Raw genomic sequence first — 18,658 nt, 5'->3', positions numbered from 1 at the left:
CAATCCCGGCATGGACGAGATCGACACCGTCGTGATCGGCGCCGGCGTGGTGGGCCTGGCGTGTGCGCGAGCGCTCGCTCGGGCCGGCCGCGAGGTGGTCATCCTCGAGCAGGAGAACGCCTTCGGCACCGCGACCAGTGCGCGCAACAGCGAGGTGATCCATGCCGGGCTGTACTACCCGACGGGCTCGCTGCGGGCCCGGCTGTGCGTGCGCGGCAAGGCGCTGCTGTACGCATTCTGCGTCCGCCACGGCGTGGCCCACCAGTGCTGCGGCAAGCTGGTGGTGGCCTGCAGCGACGACGAGCTGCCGCGGCTCGACGCGGTGCGCGCGCAGGCCGCCGCCAACGGCGTGACCGATCTGCAGCCGCTGTCGGCCGGCGACGCCCGTGCGCTGGAGCCGGCACTGGCCTGCCGCGGGGCGCTGCTGTCGCCCTCGACCGGCATCGTCGACAGCCACGGCCTGATGCTCGCACTGCTGGGCGACGCCGAGGCACACGGCGCCATGCTCGCGCTGAAGTCGCCGGTGCGGCGCGGCCAGGTGGTGGCCGGCGGCGGGCTCGAACTCGCGGTCGGCGGCGACGCGCCCAGCACGCTGCGCGCCCGCCGTGTCGTCAATGCCGCGGGGCTGCGGGCCTGCCAGCTTGCGCGCGCGATCGACGGGCTCGACGCCCGCCACGTGCCGCAGCCGTTCTATGCGCAAGGCGCCTACTTCACGCTCGCCGGCGCGGCGCCGTTCTCGCGCCTGATCTACCCGGTGCCGGGCCAGAGCAGCCACCTGGGCGTGCACCTGACGCTGGATCTCGCCGGCCAGGCGCGTTTCGGGCCGAGCTTTCGGTGGGTGGACGAGGTGGATTACCGCGTCGACGCGGCCGACGGCGCCGGCTTCGCGGCCGAGGTCATGCGCTACTGGCCCGGGCTGGCCGAGCGGCCGGCCGATGCGCTGCAGCCGGGCTATGCCGGCGTGCGGCCGAAGATCAGCGGTCCCGGCGAGCCGGCGGCCGACTTCCGCCTCGACGGGCCGGCGCTGCACGGCGTGCCGGGGCTGGTGAACCTGTTCGGCATCGAGTCGCCGGGCCTGACCGCGGCGCTGGCAATCGGCGAAGAGGTCGCCGCCCTGCTCGCGTGACGCAGCGCGGCACCGGGCCGCTCAGTGCAGCACCAGCAGCGGCAGCTTGCTGCGCGCCAGCACGCTCTTGGTGTGCGAACCGAACAGCAGTTCACCGAACGCGCCGCGGCCGTGGGTGACCATCACGATCATGTCGCAGTGGTACTGCTCGGCCGCCTGGACGATGGCCTCGTCCACATGGGCCGCACGGGTGTAGTGACCGTGGAAGGTGATGCCGGCCTCGCCGGCCAGGGCGCGGAACTGCGCCAGGATGTGGCGCGCATGGGTCGCCGCGGCCGCTTCGGCCTGCTCGTGCTCGCGCAGCACGACCGAAGGATGGCGCCCGACCGCCGGTAGCGCCGTGTCGGGCTCGGCGACGAAACCGGTGATGGCCGCATTGAGCCGCTTGGCCAGCGTGATGCTGTCGCGCATCGCCCGCTCCGACAGCTCGCTGCCGTCGACCGGCACCAGCAGGTGTTCATACATGGCCTGACCTCGCTCGGTGGTTGGTGTGTCTGCCGGCCAATCTACGCCGCCTCGGCAGCCACGGCTTGAGCGGGGTCAAGGGCTCAGTTCGAGGCGGCCGACGCCACGCCCTCGGGCGCACTCGCCGCCGCGGGGGGGCTGGTCTCGATGCCGTGCTTCTCGCCGCTGATGTCGACATCGCCGCCCTTGGACAGCAGGTACAGCGCAATGGCGGCGAACAGGGCGAAGGCGAGGATGAGTTTCCACATGGGGCATGTCTCCTTGAAGTGCTTGCCGGCACGATAGACAGGTGGCCTGACACCGCCCCTACGCGGACATGAAAAAAGGGCAGCCGCACGGGCTGCCCTTCGAGGGATCGGGCGCGCCGTCAGGCGCCGCCATCAATCCTTGGCATAGATGTCCACGTCCTTGGTTTCCTTCACGAACATCATCCCCACCACGAAGGTGATCGCGGCCACGATGATCGGGTACCACAGGCCGTTGTACATGTTGCCGGTCTGCGCCACGATGGCCAGCGCGGTCGCCGGCAGCAGGCCGCCGAACCAGCCGTTGCCGATGTGGTACGGCAGGCTCATCGAGGTGTAGCGGATGCGGGTCGGGAACAACTCCACCAGCATCGCGGCGATCGGGCCGTAGACCATGGTCACGTAGATCACCAGCAGCGACAGGATCAACACGATCTTGACCTTGTCCATCTTCGCCGGATCGGCCTTGGTCGGGTAGCCCGCCGCCTTGAGGGCGTCGCCCACGGCCTTCTTGAATTCGCCGTCCTTCTTCTTGATCTCGTCAGCCGGCAAGCCGACGTGGCTGAAGCTTTCGATCACCGTCTCGCCGATGCTGATCTTGGCTGTGCCCGTGCCGGCCACGTTGTCGTAGCTCACCGAACCCGCCGACAGCACCTGCTTGGCGATGTCGCATGAGCTGGTGAACTTGGCGGTGCCGGTCGGGTTGAACTGGAACGAGCACTCGTTCGGATCGGCGGTCACCACGACCTTGTTTGCGGCCTGGGCCTTGGCGAGGTCGGGGTTGGCGGCCTCGGTCAGCGCACGGAACAGCGGGAAGTAGGTCAGCGCGGCGATCAGGCAGCCGGCCATGATGATGGGCTTGCGGCCGATCTTGTCGGACAGCGCGCCGAACACGATGAAGAACGGCGTGCCGATCACCAGCGAGGCGGCGATCATCAGGTTGGCAGTGGACGCGTCGACCTTCAATGCGCCGGTCAGGAAGAACAGCGCATAGAACTGGCCCGTGTACCAGACCACGGCCTGGCCGGCGGTCAGGCCGACGAGCGCCAGGATCACGATCTTCAGGTTCTTCCACTGGCCGAAGGATTCGGTCAGCGGCGCCTTCGAGGTGCGGCCCTCTTCCTTCATCTTCTTGAAGGCGGGCGATTCGTTCATCGACAGCCGGATCCACACGCTGACGGCCAGCAGGAAGATCGAGACCAGGAACGGAATGCGCCAGCCCCAGTCGGCGAATTCCTTCTCGCCGATCGTCGTGCGCACGCCGAGGATCACCAGCAGCGACAGGAACAGGCCCACGGTCGCGGTCGTCTGGATCCACGAGGTGTAGGCGCCACGCTTGCCTTGCGGCGCGTGCTCGGCCACGTAGGTGGCGGCACCGCCGTACTCGCCGCCGAGCGCCAGGCCTTGCAGCATGCGCAGGCCGATCAGGATGACCGGCGCGGCCAGGCCGATCGATGCATAGCTGGGCAGCACGCCGACGATGAAGGTCGACAGGCCCATGATCAGGATGGTGACCAGGAAGGTGTACTTGCGGCCGATCATGTCGCCCAGGCGGCCGAACACGATGGCGCCGAAGGGCCGCACGATGAAGCCGGCGGCGAAGGCCAGCAGCGAGAAGATCGTGCGCGAGGCCGGGTCCAGTGCCGAGAAGAACTGGTTGCCGATGATCACGGCCAGGGTGCCGTACAGATAGAAGTCGTACCACTCGAACACCGTGCCGAGCGAGGAGGCGAAGATGACCTTCTTCTCCTCCCTCGTCATCGGCGCGCTTGCCGTCGTCGTTGCCATGAATATCTCCTGATGCCCAACAAGCGCTGCCACCCCGGCAACGCATGGCGCGACTATTTCGAGACCCTCTGACCGGGTTCTGACAGCTGGCTGATGCGAGGCTGACAAACTCGGGTCGAACCCGAAGGCACGCTTCCGCGATGTGAGATGCCGACGGCGACCGCGGGAAAGTCCCAGGGCAGCTCTGTACGGTTGTTCAGCGCGGCTCGATGGCGAGCAGGTCGTCGCGCAGCATCGGCAGCGCGTCCAGGCCCCAGTACAGGCGGCCGCTCATCTCGAAGCTCGGCACGCCGAACAGCCCGCGCGCGATGGCCGAGTCAGTCAATGCGCGCAGTTCGGCCTTGACCTCCTCGCTGTCGGGATCGCGCGGCGGGGCAAGCGCTGCGCGCAGCGCAGCCAAGCGCACCGGCTCGTTTGGGTCGGCACCGCCGGCTTGCCAGACGTGGCGCATCAGCGTCTCGACGACACGGCGGTTTGGCATCCGGCCGGCTGGCTGGCAAGCCAGCGCCAGGCGCAGCAGCGCGAGCGGGTTGAACGGGTGCGGCGCCGGGCAGCGCATCTGCCCCAGGCCGAGCCTGGCGGCCAGCCAATCGACCTGGCGGAAGGTCCACTCGCGCTTGGCCGGGATCTCGGCCGGCCCCTTGTGGCCGTGCGCCTTCAGCAGGCCGGCGAACAGCACCGGCCGGTAGTCGACGACGTAGCTGCAATCCTTCAGGGCCTCGGGCAGGTGCTCGAACGCCAGGTAGGCGAAGGGCGAGATGACGTCGAAGTGGAAAACGATGGGGGTCATCGGGTCGGCTCCTTCGGTGCGGCGGCCTGCTCGCGCCGCGCCGGCAGCAGCGCCCAGACGCGGCGCTTGTCGTCGTCGCCCATCGTGCCCCAGGCGACGATCTCGTCGATCGTGCGAAAACAGCCCTCGCACCAGCCGGTGCCGGCGTTCATCTTGCACACGCTGGTGCACGGGGATGGAACCCCTCGTCCGACGGGTACGTCGGCCGATCCCCCGAGGGGATCCGGGCCGGCTTGGGAGCGGCCCGGCGCTCGGCCCGGCAACTCGCCCTGCGCGGTCATTGCGTAACGTCCGCCACCGGCGCGCCGGTCAGCTTTTCCAGCGCGGCCGGCGCAATGCAGAACACGCCGTTCGGGTGGCCGGCCGCGGCCCAGACCTCGTCGAAACGGAACAGCTCGCGGTCGATCAGCGTGACCGGCGGCGTCGCATGGCCGACCGGGGCGACGCCGCCGATCGAGTAGCCGGTCTTGGCCTTGACGAAGCCGGCGTCGGCGCGGCCGATGGCGCCCACCAGGGCGGCGACCTTCTTCTCGTCCACGCGCTTGTCGCCCGAGGCGACGACGAGCACCGCGGCGTCGTCGGCCTTGCGGCGGAAGATCACGCTCTTGGCGATCTGGCCGGTCTGCAGGCCGAGCGCCTCGGCGGCTTCCTGGCAGGTGCGCGCAGGCACATCGAGCCAGCGCGGCGCGTGCGGGTGGCCGGCTTCGGCCAGCAGGCGCGTGACCTGGGCGAAGGCCTCGTGCAGCGTCTGGTCAGCGGCGTCAGGGGTGTCGTTTGCCATGGGGCGGATTGTCGCCGCGCGACAATGCCCCCATGAGTTCACCCGACGCCGCCGACGCTGATCGCGACCCCCTGGACGCCACCCGCGAGTGGGTCGACAAGGCCGTCATCGGCCTGAACCTGTGCCCTTTCGCCAAGAGCGTGCAGGTCAAGGGCCAGGTGCGCTACGTGCTCAGCGACGCGACCGCGCCCGAGGCGCTGCTGGCCGAGCTGGACCGCGAGCTGCGCCACCTGGCCGCCGCAGACCCCGAGACAACCGACACCACGCTGCTCGTGCACCCGCAGGTGCTGCAGGACTTTCTCGACTTCAACGATTTCCTCGAAGTGGCCGAGGCGCTGCTGGCCGAACGCGGCCTCGACGGCACGCTGCAGATCGCCAGCTTCCACCCGCGGTTCCAGTTCGCCGGCACGGCCGCCGACGACATCTCGAACTTCACCAACCGCTCGCCCTACCCCACGCTGCACCTGATCCGCGAAGCCAGCATCGACCGCGCGGTCGAGGCCTTCCCCGAAGCCGAGGCGATCTTCGAACGAAACATCGAGACGCTGGAGAAGCTGGGGCACGAAGGCTGGGCCGCGTTGTTCCGGAAAGCGGGCTAACACCACAAAAGCGCGCACTTCGCGCAGCTGTTCGCCCCATCGGCACGCCGGGCACTTCCTAGCATCGACGGCTCCAAGAACCCCACCCCGGGAGGATCCCTCGATGAGCCACGAGCCGGCTTCGCCGCGCACCGAATCGCGCCCCAACTACCTGTACTCCGGCGGCAACGTGCTGATGCACCCGCCGCTGTCGCTCGGTTCGTCCGAGATGTACGGCTTCTTCGTCAAGGGCAAGCGCTCCGCGCTGCAGCAGACGGTCGACGCGACGCTGAACGCCGCCGCGGACGGCCGGATGAGCTTCAAGGTGCTGTCGCCCTACGTGCTGCTGACCTTCACCGACGTGCAGCATGCCAACTCGACCGATCCGGTCGACCGCGCCAAGGGCTGGGGCCAGGAGACCGACATCGTCACCTGGGTGATGGTCGGGCAGTTCCTGCCGGGCGAAACCAAGATCCACCGCATCTACTTCTACCCCTGCCACATCTGGGTCAACGACTGCATGGCCCTGATCAACGGGCGTGAGCTGTACGGCTACCCGAAGTACGAATGCCAGTACACGATGCCGCTGGCCGAGGGCGACCCGCTCACCTTCTCGCTGGCTTGCAAGGGCTTCCAGCCCTTCTCGCCCGACACCGAGTTGGCGATGCACCCGCTGCTCCAAGTCGCGCCCGAGCACCCGCTGCCGCCGCCCACGCCGCTGCAGGACTTCGAGGCGCTGGTGCGCCAGGCCGTGGCGCTGCTGGCCAGCGATGCCGATGCGCTGGACCTGTCGCTCGCCGGCTGGGAGCAGGTGATCCAGACCCTGCTCGCGCCGCAGATCGACCAGGTGTTCCTGAAGCAGTTCCCGGACGGCGCCGGCGTCAAGGCCGTCTACCAGGCGGTGGTCGCGGCGCCGGCCAGGATCGACAAGATCCGCGCGGTCAAGCTGTTCGGTGGCCCGTTCGGGTGCACGCTGCAGCCCTTCGCCAGCTTCCCGCTCGACCAGACACTCGGCTGGGCGCTGGGCACGCAGCCGGCGATCCTGCCGTTCCACGTGAGCATGGATTTCAGCGTCACGCCGGGTGTCGAGCTGGTCGACAACTCGGTGATCCAGCCACAGAAAGTGGCCATCATCGGCGGTGGTGTCGGCGCGATGACCACGGCGTTCTACCTGACCGACCAGCCCGGCTGGCAGAACCGCTACGAGATCACCGTCTACCAGATGGGCTGGCGCATCGGCGGCAAGGGCGCGAGCGGGCGCAATGCGGCTGCCGGCCAGCGCATCGAGGAGCACGGGCTGCACATCTGGTTCGGCTTCTACGAGAACGCCTTCGCGCTGATGAAGCGCGCCTATGCGCTGCTCGGCCGGCCGGCCGGTGCGCCGCTGGCCACCTGGGACGAGGCCTTCAAGCCGCAGCACTTCGTCGCCCTGACCGAGTGGATACGCGACCACTGGGAGATCTGGCCGGTCGACACCCCGCCCCGGCCCGGCACCCCGGGCAGCGGCAGCGAGCGCCTGTCGATCTGGGATGTGGTCGTCACCGCCTGCGAGTGGATCCAGCAATGGCTCGGCGAACTCGGCAACGCGCATGCCGCGCCGCCGCCGGTCGCCTCGCCCGGCGACCCCGGCTGGCTTCACCGTCTGGCCGAGGCCACCCAGCGCGAGGCGGCCCATCTGGCGGGCGACGTGCGCCACGCCGCCGCCGCGCTGCATGACGCCGCCAAGGCCCTGGGCAGCGACATCGCCCGCCACGACGGCGCCGACCACGAGATGCTGCATGCGAGCCTGCAGGGCCTGCGAGGCTGGCTGCGCGATGCCTGGCCCGCGCCCGGCGAGATCTCCACCGACCTGCGGCGCCTGTACATCTGCGCCGACCTGGCGATCACCGCGCTGATCGGCATGTTCGAGGACCATGTCTTCACGCAGGGCTTCGACGTCATCAACGACATCGACTTCCAGGCCTGGCTCGCGCAACACGGCGCAAACCCCGGCGTCACGGTGGATTCCGCCCCGGTGCGCGGCTTCTACGACCTGGTCTTCGCCTTCGAGGACGGCGACTTCCACAAGCCCAACATCGAGGCCGGCACGATGCTGCGCGGCATGATGCTGGTGGCCTTCGCCTACCAGGGCGCGATCATGTGGAAGATGCAGGCCGGCATGGGCGACGTGGTGTTCACGCCCTTCTACCAGCTGCTGCGCCAGCGCGGCGTGACCTTCAAGTTCTTCCACCAGGTCGACGAGCTGCTGCCTTCGGCCGACGGCGGCAACACCGTCGAGCAGATCGTGCTGACGCGCCAGGTCGACGTCACCCGCGGCGCCGACCACTACGAGCCGCTGGTCGACGTGAAGGGCCTGGCCTGCTGGCCGAGCGCGCCGCAGTACGGCCAGATCGTTCCCGCGCAGGCTGCGCTCCTGCAGGCAAAGAACATCAACCTCGAATCGCACTGGAGCGACTGGCCGGACGTCTACGAGGCCGCCTTCGGCAAGCCGCTGCCACACATCACGCTGCAGCGCGGCGTCGACTTCGACCTGGTGGTCTTCGGCGCCTCGGCGGCCAGCGTGCCCGAGCTCGCGCCGAAGCTCGTCGAGCGCAGCCCGGCGCTGCAGAGCATGACGGCCAAGGTCAAGACCGTCGCGACGCAGGCCTACCAGGTCTGGTTGACCCAGGACCTGAAGGCGCTGGGCTGGAACACCTGGGCGACCAACCCGGCCCACGCCGACGAGGAACCCGTGCTCAGCGCCTTTACCGAGCCTTTCGACACCTGGGCCCCGATGGACCAGCTGCTGGTGCGCGAAGACTGGCCGCCAGGCCAGGAGCCGAAGAACGTCTCGTACTTCTGCAGCGCCCTGCCGATGGCCCACTACCCGCCCGAACGCGACTTCGGCTTCCCGGCGCGCTGCAAGGCCGAGGTGCGCGTGGCCGCGACGAAGCAGCTGAACACCGAGGTCGGCGCGCTGTGGCCCAGCGCCACGACGGCCGAAGGTTTCAAGTGGGAGTGGCTGGTCGACCTGAACGGCGGCGTCGGCGAGCAGCGTTTCGCGAGCCAGTACTGGCGCGCCAACGTCGACCCCTCCGAGCGCTACGTGCTGTCGGTGGTCGGCAGCAGCGCCTATCGCCTGGCGACCGATGGTTCGGGTTTCACGAACCTGTACCTCACCGGCGACTGGATCAGGACCGGCCTGAATGCCGGCTGCGTCGAGGCCGCGACGATGGCCGGCATGCAGACCGCGCGCGCGATCTGCGGCTGGCCCGCCGTCATTCGGGGCGAAGCAGGCTGGTAGGGCTGACCTCGGCCGCGCGCGCCGCTTGAGCGGCGGCCCGCCGCTCGGCTTTCCGCCGCGCCTTGTTCTGGTACATGTGGCCGTCGGCGCGCTTGAGCAGCTCGAACGGGTCGCAGCCCGGCTCCCAGTGCGCGATGCCGAAGCTGACACCCGATTGTTCGAAACCGCCGGCCAGCAGCTCCAGCTCCAGCTGCATCAGCTGTTCGGCGATCTGCCCCTCGAGGTGGCGTGGCGCGAGGATCCCGAACTCGTCGCCACCCAGGCGGTAGCAGCGCGTGCCGTCGACCTGCATCGCCTGCAAGCCCAGGCCGACGGCGCGGATCAGGTCGTCGCCGCGGGCGTGGCCTTGCTGGTCGTTGATCAGCTTCAGGCCGTCGAGGTCGATCACCGCGAGCAGGCAGGGCTGCTGGTCCGGCCACAGGGAGCCCGCACTGCGCCGCTCGACCATCAGGTCGAAGGCGTAGCGGTTGCCCAGGCCCGTCATCGCGTCGGTGTGGGCCACCTGCAGCGTGTGGATCAGCTGCTCGGCGACATGGTCCTTCTCCTGGCCCAGCAAGCGAATGCGATCGGCCAGCGCGAAGGCCTGCAACAGCGCCTCGAACGCACTGCCCAGCAGCGTCCAGGCCTCGGCGTTGTCGACCAGGTCGGGAATCAGGTCGAGGTTGCCCGGCAGGATGATCAGGCCCGGAATCGCCAGCGCCATGAAGGCCAGCACGAAGAAGCGCGCCGGCCGGTAGCCCGCGCGCAGGCTGACGAAGCCGCTGGTCAGCGTCAGCGCCATCCAGGCCGAGATCAGCAGCGAGGCCACGAGGTTCGCCCACGGCAGCGCCAGCACCGCCACCGGCGCCAGCAGCACGCCGGCCACGATCACGCCACAGTGCAGCGCATACAGCCGCCGGTGGCGCTGGCGCAGGCTGAGGAAATCGATGCAGAACAGCGAGGCCGCCGGCGGCATCAGGAAGAACGGCAGGTAGTGCAGCGTCAGGCCCTGCCAGCCCCACAGCTCGGTCGGGATCTGGAACACCATCGACCAGGCCCAGACCGACAAGGACAGCTGCACGAAGTAGTACAGGTGGCTCGCGGTGCGCGTCAGTGTGTAGAGGAACAGGTTGAACAACGCCAGCGCGACCATCGCGCCGAGCGAGCCCAGCACCAGCAGGTTCTCGCTCAGCACCTTGCGCTGGAACGCCGGCTCGGGCCCGAACTGCAGGCGCGGCACCGAGGCGAAGTAGCGGCTGTCCAGGCGCACCAGCGCCTGGTACTCGACGCCCGGCTTCAGCTCGATGCCCTGGCCGTAGTGCAGCATGTGGGCGCGCGGCTCGGCGTAGCCGGCCACGCGGCGCTGCAGGCTGCCGTCGCTGCCGCTGAGTTGCAGCTCGACCCGCTCGATCAGCGTGTTGTGGGGGTCGAAGACCCAGCCGATGCCCGTGTCGTCATGGCGCAGTCGCGCGGCGAGCCAGTAGTGGCCACCTTGCAGGCTGATCTGCGCGGCGGGCCGATGGCCGGCGAACCAGGTGGCGAGGTCGGCGCCGGGCGCGGGAAAGGGTTCGTCGACGCCGGCCTCGGCCAGCCAGGCCGTGCCGACCAGCTCGGCCGGCGCCTGGCTCGACAGCGCCAGCAGCGGTGGGCGGCCGGCCACCGGCGCCGAGGCGGCCGTGGCCACGCCCAGCCACCCCAGCCAGGCCAGCAAGACCCACGCGCTCCAGCGGGCCGCGGCCCGACAGCGCCAACCAACGACGTGCTTGTTCAATTTCTGGGATGCGCGGTGCGCGCCCTCCGGCGCGCCCGGCCCTTGGCTCCGGACGCCGCCGATTGTGGGGCAAAGCCGTGCCCCGCCGCGGCGACCGCACTCCTAGAATGGCCGCCTTTCACGGAAAAGGTCGGGCCGCCCCGCGATCCGTGCCCCAGTGTCTCCCCCTCGAAGGAACCCGTGTCCGACCGCCTGCGCGTCCTGCCGCAATACCTGCTGCCCAAGCAGGCGCTGACTTCGCTGATGGGCACGCTCGCGCGCCGCGAGGCCGGCGCACTGACGACCTGGGTCATCCGCCGTTTCGTCGCGCGCTACGGGGTCGACATGAGCGAGGCGGCCGAGCCCGACATCGCGGCCTACAAGAGCTTCAATGCCTTCTTCACCCGGGCGCTGCGCGCCGGCGCGCGGCCGCTGGCCGAGGCGCCGTTGATCTGCCCGGTCGACGGGGCGATCAGCCAGATCGGCCCCATCAACGGCGACCAGATCTTCCAGGCCAAGGGGCACTTCTATTCCACCGCCGCGCTGGTCGGCGGCGACCAGCAGCTCGCCGAGCAATTCCGCAACGGCTCGTTCGCCACGCTGTACCTGAGCCCACGCGACTACCACCGCATCCACATGCCCTGCAACGGCCGGCTCACGCGGATGATCCACGTGCCCGGCGCGCTGTTCTCGGTCAACCCGGTCACCGCGCGCGGCGTGCCGGGGCTGTTCGCCCGCAACGAGCGGGTGGTCTGCGTGTTCGAAGGCGAGGCCGGCCCGTTCGTGCTGGCGCTCGTCGGCGCGACCATCGTCGGCAGCATGGCCACGGTCTGGCACGGCGTGGTCAACCCGCCGCGGCCGGGGAACCTGCGCGAATGGCGATACGCGGATCAGCCGATCACGCTGCGCCAGGGCGAAGAGATGGGCCGCTTCCTGCTCGGCTCGACGGTGGTGATGCTGTTCCCGCCGCGCGGGCCGGGCCAGCCCCCCCTGCGCTTCAACCCCGAGTGGGCGCCGGGGCGGTCGATCCGCCTTGGTGAGGCGATGGCAGCCTGAAGGCTGCCGATGTGCCGATGACCTCCCCTCGGCGCATCACTTCGGCCACCCTTGCGCTCATGGGGCTGGGGGCGATCCACCTGCCGGCCAGCGCCCAGCCGCTCGCCTGGTCGGACGAGGTCTCGCTCGGCAGCGATCTCTCCGAGCGCGGCATCTCGCTGTGGCCCGGCGTCGCGGTCGCGCAGGCGCTGGGGGCGGTGTCGGATGCGGCCACCTGGTCGGCCACGCTGTCCGCCGCCAGGCCGCTGGGCAGCGGCGAAGGCAGCCGCGGCAGCCAGCTCGTCGCGCGCGGCGCCGGCTACCTCGCCTTGTCGCCCGACTGGCAGCTGCAGGGCCGGCTCGGTGCCTACGCCTACCCCGGCATGGGCGTTCGCCAGTACGACCGCACCGAGGCCACGCTGGGCATGGCCTACCGCGACCTGGTGTCGCTCGAACTCTCGGCCAGCCGGCTTCACGACGAATCCTCGCACTGGTATCCCGCCTATGACCTCGGCCTGCGCTGGCCACTGTCCGCGCGGTGGGCGCTCGCCGCCGGCGTGGGCAGCGCCGAGTTGCCCAACTGGCCCGGCACGCACTACCGCTACGCCGACGTCGGGGTGGCCTGGCACGCCGGCGCCTGGCGCGCCTCGCTGAGCCGGCTCGGCGCCAGCGGCGAGGCGCGGCGCTTCGTCGGCGACGCGGCCGGGCCACGCACCGTGCTCGGCCTCACGCGGGCGTTCTGAGTCTTCGAAAGATGGGCCGCGTTGCGACCGCCCCAGGGCTCGTGGCCGACGTGCCGCTGCGCGCGCTGCGCGCCGTCGCCGCGGTCGCGGCACACGGTGGCGTGTCGCACGCGGCGCAGGCGCTGCACCAGTCGCCTGCCGCCGTCACGCGCGCCGTGCAAGGGGCGGAGCGTGCCTTCGGCGTCGCGCTGTTCGAGCGCGGCGCGCGCGGCATGCTGCCGACGGCTGCCGGTGAGGTGCTGGTGCAGCGCGTCCAGCGTGCCTTGCAGGCGTTGCAGGACGCGGCGCAGGGGCTGCGCTCGCGCGGTGCGCCGGCCTCGGTTGCGTCCTTGCCGCGGCTCGTCAGCGACAGCCTGCTGCAGGCCCTGGTCGCTCGCGCGGCGCATCCGACCGAGGCCGCCGCGGCCGCCGCCGCGGGGCTTTCGCAGCCGGCGCTGCACCAAGCCTTGCGCCGGCTGGAACACGCCGCACGCGTGCCGCTGTATGAGCGCACGCGGCTCGGTGCGCGGCTGAACGAATCGGGCCAGTGGCTGGTGCAGCAGGTCAAGGTCGCGTATGCCGAGATCCGCGTCGGCCGGGAGGAGCTGGCGCGCTGGTGCGGCCGCGACGAATCACGCGTCGCGATCGGCTCGCTGCCGATGGCCACCGACCTGCTGGTGCCGCAGGCCGTGGCGCGCACGCTCGCCGCGCGGCCCCAGCTGCGCATCACCGTGATGGACGGCACCTACGAATCGCTGACGCGCCTGCTGCGTGACGCCGATGTCGACCTGCTCGTCGGCCCGCTGCGCGGCGACGCGCGCGCTGGCGACCTGGCCGAGGAGGTGCTGTATGTCGACCGCTTCGTCGCGGTCGTGCGACGCGGCCATCCGCTGCTGGCCGACGGGCGTCGTGCATCGCTGCGACGGCTGGCGCCGTACCCCTGGATCGGACCGCTGCCGGGCACGCCGGCCGACGCGGTGTTCGACCGGCTGTTCGCCCAGGCCGGCCTGCCGCGCCCTCCCGTCGCGCTGCGCGCTCACAGCACCACGGTGCTGCGCTCGGTCCTGCTGGCGGGAGACCACGTCGCCTTGCTGTCGCCGTTGCAGGCGCACGAGGACGTGCAAGCCGGGTTGCTGTGCTATGCCTCGCCGCCGCTGCCGGGCTCCGAGCGGGCGATCGGCATCACGCAGCGGCGCGATGCGCTCGCGTCGTCGGCCTGCGGCGAGGTGATCGCGGCGCTGCGGCAGGTCGCGGCCGAAGCCGTCGCGGACCTCCCGCGATAAGCGAAACGCAACGCTCGGAGGGCAGCTCGCACTGGTCCCCGGCGCGCGCCGGCCTGATGCTCTCGTGTTGACGCCAGACCGGCCCCACCGGCCTCACGGACCTCACGGACTTCACCGCTGCCCGCATGCCCCATCCCTCCGATTCGACCCGCCGCGCGCTGCTCGCGGCCCTGCTCTGCGCGCCGATCGCCACGCGCGCCCAAGGCGCCAAGACCATCCGCCTGATCGTCCCGTTCACCCCCGGCGGCAGCACCGACATCCTCGCCCGGGCAATCGCGCCGAAGCTCGCCGCGGCGCTCGGCCAGAACGTGGTCATCGACAACAAGCCAGGCGCCGGCGGCTCGCTGGGCGCTGGCGAGGCGGCCAAGGCCGTGGCGGACGGCAATACGCTGCTGATGGGCCACATCGGCACGCTCGCGGTCAACCCGTCGATCTATCCCAAGTTGCCCTATGACCCGCTGACGAGCTTCGTTCCCGTCGCCTACGTCGCCCGCGTGCCCAACGTGCTGGTGGTCAACGCCAGCTCGCCGATCCGCTCGTTGAAAGAGCTGATCGAAGCGGCGCGCGCGCAGCCCGGCAAGCTGACGTACTCGTCCGGCGGCAACGGCAGCGCCGCGCACATCACCTTCGAGGCCCTGAAGCTGCGCGCGAAGGTTTTCGTGGTCCATGTGCCCTACCGCGGCACCGCGCCCTCGGTGACCGACGTGATCGCCGGCCAGGTCGACTGCACCTTCACCGGCTCGCCGGCCGTGCTGCCCCACGTGCGCAGCGGCCGGCTGCGCGCGCTGGCGGTGTCGAGCGCGCAGCGCCTGGCCGCCCTGCCCGACGTGCCGACGGTGGCCGAGAGTGGCTACCCCGGCTTCGAGACCGACCAGTGGTACGGCGTCGTCGCGCCGGCCGGCACGCCCGCCGCGACCGTGTCGCGCCTGAACGCCGAGATCAACAAGGCGCTCGCGCTGCCCGAGGTCATGCAGCAGCTCGCCACCGAGGGCGCCGCGCCGATGCCCGGCACACCGCAGGCCTTCGGTGAGCTGATCAGGCGCGAGATCCCGCGCTGGGCCGAGGTGGCCCGGGCCGGCAACGTGCGGCCCGATTGAAGTGAACCTCCACGCTCCCTTTCGGTTGGCGGCCGCCATCACGCTCGTGGCCGGTTGCGCCGCGCCGACGGCGCCACCCGCCGCCCCACGCGCCGAAGTCGTCTGGCTCGGCCAGTCGGCGTTCAAGATCACGACGCCCCAGGGCCAGGTGATCGTCACCGATCCGTGGCTGCGCACCAATCCGCTGACGCCGCCGGCGTTCAAGCAGCTCGATGCCTTCGGCCGCATCGACGTGCTGCTGGTCAGCCACGGCCACCTCGACCACATTGCCGACGCGCCGGCGCTGGCGCGGCAGTACAACGTGCCGCTGCGAGCGCCGGGCGATCTGAACCAGACGCTGACGACACTCGGCGTGCTGCCGGTCAACCTGCTGCCGCGCATGAACAAGGGCGGAACGATCGAGCCGGCGCCCGGCATCAAGGTCACCGCCGTGCGGGCCGAGCACTCGTCGATCTATGTGTGGCACAACCCAGCGTCGAACCAGGACGAAGCCCACCCCGGCGGCGAGCCGGTCGGCTGGATCGTCGAGCTCGACAACGGCTTTCGCATCTACCACGCCGGCGACACCGCCGCCTTCGGCGACATGCGGCTGATCGGCGAACGCTTCAAGCCCGACCTCGCGCTCGTGCCGATTGGCGGCCACTTCACGATGGACCCGGCCGAGGCGGCCTGGGCCGTCAAGGAGTTGATCCGCCCGAAAGCGGTGATTCCGATGCACTACGGCGCCAACCCGCTCGCGCGCGGCACCGCGCAGCAGTTCATCGACGCCATGGGCACCGGCGCGATAAAGGTCATCGTCGCGGTGCCCGGCCAGTCGATCTCGTTCTGATTCCCTTCGCCACGACCAGCACGGAGACTCCCATGCAGTCCATCCACCCGGCGGTTCCCGCCATCGCCGCGGTCGCGCTCGGCGCGGCATCCGCCGCCCAGGCCCAGGCGAATGCGCTCGCCGCAACGCCATCCGACGTCGTCATCTACGGGCTCATCGACTCCGCGGCGCGCCACGCCAGCAACGTCGGCGCCGCCGGGGAAGGCGCCTGGTCGATGGACGACGGCCTGATCACCGGCAGCCGCCTCGGCCTGCGCGGCAGCGAGGATCTCGGCGGCGGCCTGCGCGCGGTCTTCTCGCTGGAATCCGGCTTCGAGCCGGGCAGCGGCGCGTCGCAGCAGGGCACGACCACGGCAGACTACGGGCAGGAGGCGGCCTCGCCGCGCTTCTGGGGCCGCGAGGTCTACGTGGGCTTGCGCAACGGCTGGGGCGGCGTCTCGCTCGGGCGGCAGTACACGACCGCGCACCAGATCGCCGCGCGCTTCCAGCCCCTGGGCAACCCGAACAACACCGCGCTGTCGGTGTTCAGCAGCCACCACATCGCGCGCCAGGACAACATGCTGCGCCTGGATGGCAAGCTCGGCGGTGTCGAGTTGCAGGCCACCCGCACCTTCGGCGAGCAAGCCGGCTCGTCGAGCGCGAACGGCGCGTGGGCGATCGGTGCCGGGTACACGAATGGTGCGCTGTCGCTGGGCGCCTACGTGCAGCAGATGGACAACCGCGCCGGCACCGAGACGCGCAGAATCGTCGGCCTGGGCGGCAACTACCGGTTCAATCCGGTCTTCGCTTTGTTCGCCGGCTACATGCAGCGTTCGGCCGAGGTCAGCGCCCAGAAAAACAAGGTCTTCGCGATCGGCGCCAACGTCGAGCTCGGCAGCGCGACGACGCTGAGCGTCGAGGTCTTCGACGACCAGCAGTCCGGCAGTGCCGCGCTCGAGGGCTCGCGCAAGGTCGCCTGGGTCAGCGCGAGCTACCGCTTCTCGCGCCGCACCGATGTCTACGCGGCGGTCGACCACAACCGCGTCGCCGGCGGCTACACCAAACCCTCCTTCATGGGCACGCCGGGCGATCAGACCGCGTTCAGCCTGGGGTTGAGGCACCGCTTCTGAGCGGGAGCCTCAGATACTGCGCCTGCCATGAACGCCGCCCGGCCGCTCCGAAGGCGTTCGCTCCCCCTCGGGGGGACGGCCCGCAGGGCCAAAGGGGTCGCATGAAATCACTTCGCACACTGTCATCGCCGCGGCGTCGCCGCACGCTGGCCTGGCTCGCCGCCGGCGCCGCCCTGCCCGCCCTTCCCGCCCTGGCGCCCGCACAGGGGCCGCAGGGCCGCTACCCCGAGCGGCCGATCCAGATCCTCGTCCCCTTCGCGCCCGGCGGCATCGCCGACATCACCGCCCGCGCGGTCGCCGAGGTGATGGGCCAGCGGCTCGGCCAGGCGGTCGTTGTCGACAACCGCCCGAGCGCGGGCAGCATCGTCGCCAGCCAGGCGGCCGCGGCGGCGAAGCCCGATGGCTACACGCTGCTGCTGATGAGCAACGCCAACGCCGTCAGCGTGGGCCTGTTCAAGAAACTGCCTTACGACACGCAAAAGGACTTTGCCGGCATCAGCACGCTCGGCTACTTCGACCTCGGCGTATTCGTGCCCTCCGGCTCCCGCTTCGGGTCCCTGAAGGACGTGGTCGCCTTCGCGAAGGCGAACCGCGGCAAGCTCAACGTCGGCACGATCGCGGTCGGCAGCACCCAGCACCTGGCAGCCAAGCTGTTCGAGACGGTCGCCGGGCTCGACGTCCTGCTCGTGCCCTACAAGGGCAGCCCCGCCGTGTTGACGGCCTTGCGCAGCGGCGAGACCGACATCGCCTTCGAGATGGTCGGGCCGATGCTGCCGCAGGTGCGTGCGGGTGTCGTGAAGGCACTCGCCGTGTCGTCGGACCGCCGCAACCCGGCGCTGCCCGACGTGCCGACGGCGATCGAGTCCGGCGTCGGCGGCTACAACGTCGCATCGTGGAACGCGCTGGCCGCGCCGGCCGGCACGCCGCCCGAGGTGATCGCGCTGCTGAACCGCACCGTGCGCGAGGCGGTCGCGTCGCCCGCGGTGAAAGACAAGCTCGGCCAGCTCGGCATGCGCGTGGCCGCGAGCACACCGGCCGAGCTCGAGCGGCTGCTCGCCGGCGAGATCAAGCGTTGGGGCGAGGTGATCCGCGCGGCGAATCTCGAACCCGAGTGAGGACGACCACCATGACACTGATCACCCGCCGCTGGTCGGCCGCGTGCCGGTGGTGATCGCGGCGAACGCACAGGTGCCGTTCGATTCGATCGCCAAGCTGATCACCGCGTCGAAGGTGGCCCCGCGCTCGATCGCCTACGGCAGCCCCTGCAACGGCTCGACGCCACACTTGGCCTGCGAGCTGTTCCAGCGCGCCGCCGGCATCCAGCTGAACCACGTGCCGTACAAGGGGGGCGCGCCGGCGCTCAACGACGTGATCGCCGGCCACGTGCCGGCCGTCGCGGTCAACGCACTCGAGGCCCTGCCGCACGTGCGCGCCGGCAGGCTGCGCGTGCTCGCGGTGTTGAGCCCGGCGCGCAGCCCCATCCTCCCGGAGGTGCCGACGATCGCCGAATCCGGCTTCCCGGGCTTCGAGGCCTCGGTCTGGTACGGCGTCGTCGGCCCGGCAGGGTTGGCGCCGGCCATCGTCGCGCGCGTGCATGCACAGGTGCAGCAGGCGCTCGCCGCGCCCGGCGCGGTCGATCGTTTCGCGAGCCTGCTCGCGAGCGAGCGCGCGCTACGACAAGCTGATCCACGAGGCGGGCATCCGGCCGGACTGAGGGCCCCCTACGCCGCCTTCGGCGTCGCCCCCCGAGAGGGATCAGTCGCCTTGGAGCGGCCCGGCGGCGACTGAGTGCATCTGC

The 18,658-nt window shown here is 70.6% G+C and carries 18 protein-coding genes; 11 read left to right on the top strand and 7 right to left on the bottom strand.

From position 1 onward, the window contains the following. Positions 1–10: 10 nt before the first annotated feature. Complete coding sequence (locus tag VJ693_RS16255; protein ID WP_324155778.1) at positions 11–1,126, top strand: NAD(P)/FAD-dependent oxidoreductase; 1,116 nt, start codon at positions 11–13, stop codon at positions 1,124–1,126. A 21-nt stretch (positions 1,127–1,147) separates the two neighbouring features. On the opposite strand, the gene VJ693_RS16250 is transcribed toward VJ693_RS16255, so the two are convergent. The 6 genes from VJ693_RS16250 to VJ693_RS16225 all read right to left on the bottom strand — a co-directional run bounded on the left by VJ693_RS16250 (position 1,148) and on the right by VJ693_RS16225 (position 5,195). Next, positions 1,148–1,591: a universal stress protein gene (locus tag VJ693_RS16250; RefSeq protein ID WP_324155776.1), complete on the bottom strand. Its 444-nt coding sequence runs from the start codon at positions 1,589–1,591 to the stop codon at positions 1,148–1,150. 83 nt (positions 1,592–1,674) lie between these two features. Beyond that, complete coding sequence (locus VJ693_RS16245) at positions 1,675–1,839, bottom strand: hypothetical protein (RefSeq protein ID WP_324155775.1); 165 nt, start codon at positions 1,837–1,839, stop codon at positions 1,675–1,677. Between the two features lie 132 nt (positions 1,840–1,971). Continuing rightward, the gene (locus tag VJ693_RS16240; protein WP_324155774.1) at positions 1,972–3,624 is read right to left on the bottom strand and encodes an MFS transporter; all 1,653 of its coding nucleotides are present in this window, start codon (positions 3,622–3,624) and stop codon (positions 1,972–1,974) included. 196 nt (positions 3,625–3,820) lie between these two features. Continuing rightward, positions 3,821–4,414, bottom strand: a complete 594-nt coding sequence (locus VJ693_RS16235) for a DsbA family protein (protein WP_324155772.1) — start codon at positions 4,412–4,414, stop codon at positions 3,821–3,823. Continuing rightward, on the bottom strand, positions 4,411–4,695 hold the full coding sequence (locus tag VJ693_RS25715; RefSeq protein ID WP_414652302.1) for a DUF1289 domain-containing protein: 285 nt from the start codon (positions 4,693–4,695) through the stop codon (positions 4,411–4,413). Before VJ693_RS25715 ends, VJ693_RS16235 begins: the two co-directional genes overlap by 4 nt. Beyond that, entirely contained in the window at positions 4,692–5,195 is a 504-nt protein-coding gene (locus tag VJ693_RS16225; RefSeq protein ID WP_324155768.1) for a YbaK/EbsC family protein, read from the bottom strand. Before VJ693_RS16225 ends, VJ693_RS25715 begins: the two co-directional genes overlap by 4 nt. Positions 5,196–5,227: 32 nt before the next feature. Here VJ693_RS16225 and VJ693_RS16220 point away from each other — a divergent pair, with 32 nt between their 5' ends. Both VJ693_RS16220 and VJ693_RS16215 read left to right on the top strand, forming a co-directional pair. Further along, on the top strand, positions 5,228–5,794 hold the full coding sequence (locus VJ693_RS16220; RefSeq protein ID WP_324155766.1) for a DUF1415 domain-containing protein: 567 nt from the start codon (positions 5,228–5,230) through the stop codon (positions 5,792–5,794). Between the two features lie 103 nt (positions 5,795–5,897). Beyond that, positions 5,898–9,056: an NAD(P)-binding protein gene (locus tag VJ693_RS16215; RefSeq protein ID WP_324155764.1), complete on the top strand. Its 3,159-nt coding sequence runs from the start codon at positions 5,898–5,900 to the stop codon at positions 9,054–9,056. Here the strand turns inward: VJ693_RS16215 and VJ693_RS16210 are convergent. Beyond that, positions 9,031–10,746, bottom strand: a complete 1,716-nt coding sequence (locus VJ693_RS16210; protein WP_324155762.1) for a diguanylate cyclase — start codon at positions 10,744–10,746, stop codon at positions 9,031–9,033. The genes VJ693_RS16215 and VJ693_RS16210 overlap by 26 nt on opposite strands. 240 nt (positions 10,747–10,986) lie before the next feature. Here VJ693_RS16210 and asd point away from each other — a divergent pair, with 240 nt between their 5' ends. The 8 genes from asd (at position 10,987) to VJ693_RS16170 (ending at position 18,648) form a co-directional block, all read left to right on the top strand. Then, positions 10,987–11,841: an archaetidylserine decarboxylase gene (gene asd / locus VJ693_RS16205; protein ID WP_324155761.1), complete on the top strand. Its 855-nt coding sequence runs from the start codon at positions 10,987–10,989 to the stop codon at positions 11,839–11,841. A gap of 17 nt (positions 11,842–11,858) precedes the next feature. Then, the gene (locus VJ693_RS16200; RefSeq protein ID WP_324155759.1) at positions 11,859–12,563 is read left to right on the top strand and encodes a hypothetical protein; all 705 of its coding nucleotides are present in this window, start codon (positions 11,859–11,861) and stop codon (positions 12,561–12,563) included. A gap of 11 nt (positions 12,564–12,574) precedes the next feature. Continuing rightward, a complete protein-coding gene (locus VJ693_RS16195) occupies positions 12,575–13,825 on the top strand; it encodes a LysR substrate-binding domain-containing protein (RefSeq protein WP_324155758.1) in 1,251 nt (416 codons plus the stop codon). Positions 13,826–13,950: 125 nt separating this feature from the next. Continuing rightward, the gene (locus tag VJ693_RS16190; protein WP_324155756.1) at positions 13,951–14,922 is read left to right on the top strand and encodes a tripartite tricarboxylate transporter substrate binding protein; all 972 of its coding nucleotides are present in this window, start codon (positions 13,951–13,953) and stop codon (positions 14,920–14,922) included. A gap of 1 nt (position 14,923) precedes the next feature. Continuing rightward, positions 14,924–15,751: a metal-dependent hydrolase gene (locus VJ693_RS16185; protein ID WP_324155754.1), complete on the top strand. Its 828-nt coding sequence runs from the start codon at positions 14,924–14,926 to the stop codon at positions 15,749–15,751. Between the two features lie 32 nt (positions 15,752–15,783). Next, entirely contained in the window at positions 15,784–16,860 is a 1,077-nt protein-coding gene (locus VJ693_RS16180; protein ID WP_324155753.1) for a porin, read from the top strand. Between the two features lie 101 nt (positions 16,861–16,961). Further along, the gene (locus VJ693_RS16175) at positions 16,962–17,975 is read left to right on the top strand and encodes a tripartite tricarboxylate transporter substrate binding protein (protein WP_324155751.1); all 1,014 of its coding nucleotides are present in this window, start codon (positions 16,962–16,964) and stop codon (positions 17,973–17,975) included. A 43-nt stretch (positions 17,976–18,018) separates the two neighbouring features. Then, positions 18,019–18,648: a tripartite tricarboxylate transporter substrate-binding protein gene (locus VJ693_RS16170; RefSeq protein ID WP_324155749.1), complete on the top strand. Its 630-nt coding sequence runs from the start codon at positions 18,019–18,021 to the stop codon at positions 18,646–18,648. Positions 18,649–18,658 lie beyond the last annotated feature (10 nt).

Origin of the sequence: Ideonella sp. (assembly GCF_035254525.1) — a bacterium.
Taxonomy (GTDB): domain Bacteria; phylum Pseudomonadota; class Gammaproteobacteria; order Burkholderiales; family Burkholderiaceae_C; genus Ideonella.
This window is presented reverse-complemented; position numbering and strand designations above follow the sequence as displayed.

Bases quoted from the DNA above. Each gene is read 5' to 3' on its own strand.
- VJ693_RS16255 (WP_324155778.1), top strand. From the start codon at position 11: ATGGACGAGATCGACACCGTCGTGATCGGCGCCGGCGTGGTGGGCCTG.
- VJ693_RS16250 (WP_324155776.1), bottom strand. From the start codon at position 1,591: ATGTATGAACACCTGCTGGTGCCGGTCGACGGCAGCGAGCTGTCGGAG.
- VJ693_RS16245 (WP_324155775.1), bottom strand. From the start codon at position 1,839: ATGTGGAAACTCATCCTCGCCTTCGCCCTGTTCGCCGCCATTGCGCTG.
- VJ693_RS16240 (WP_324155774.1), bottom strand. From the start codon at position 3,624: ATGGCAACGACGACGGCAAGCGCGCCGATGACGAGGGAGGAGAAGAAG.
- VJ693_RS16235 (WP_324155772.1), bottom strand. From the start codon at position 4,414: ATGACCCCCATCGTTTTCCACTTCGACGTCATCTCGCCCTTCGCCTAC.
- VJ693_RS25715 (WP_414652302.1), bottom strand. From the start codon at position 4,695: ATGACCGCGCAGGGCGAGTTGCCGGGCCGAGCGCCGGGCCGCTCCCAA.
- VJ693_RS16225 (WP_324155768.1), bottom strand. From the start codon at position 5,195: ATGGCAAACGACACCCCTGACGCCGCTGACCAGACGCTGCACGAGGCC.
- VJ693_RS16220 (WP_324155766.1), top strand. From the start codon at position 5,228: ATGAGTTCACCCGACGCCGCCGACGCTGATCGCGACCCCCTGGACGCC.
- VJ693_RS16215 (WP_324155764.1), top strand. From the start codon at position 5,898: ATGAGCCACGAGCCGGCTTCGCCGCGCACCGAATCGCGCCCCAACTAC.
- VJ693_RS16200 (WP_324155759.1), top strand. From the start codon at position 11,859: ATGACCTCCCCTCGGCGCATCACTTCGGCCACCCTTGCGCTCATGGGG.
- VJ693_RS16195 (WP_324155758.1), top strand. From the start codon at position 12,575: ATGGGCCGCGTTGCGACCGCCCCAGGGCTCGTGGCCGACGTGCCGCTG.
- VJ693_RS16190 (WP_324155756.1), top strand. From the start codon at position 13,951: ATGCCCCATCCCTCCGATTCGACCCGCCGCGCGCTGCTCGCGGCCCTG.
- VJ693_RS16180 (WP_324155753.1), top strand. From the start codon at position 15,784: ATGCAGTCCATCCACCCGGCGGTTCCCGCCATCGCCGCGGTCGCGCTC.
- VJ693_RS16175 (WP_324155751.1), top strand. From the start codon at position 16,962: ATGAAATCACTTCGCACACTGTCATCGCCGCGGCGTCGCCGCACGCTG.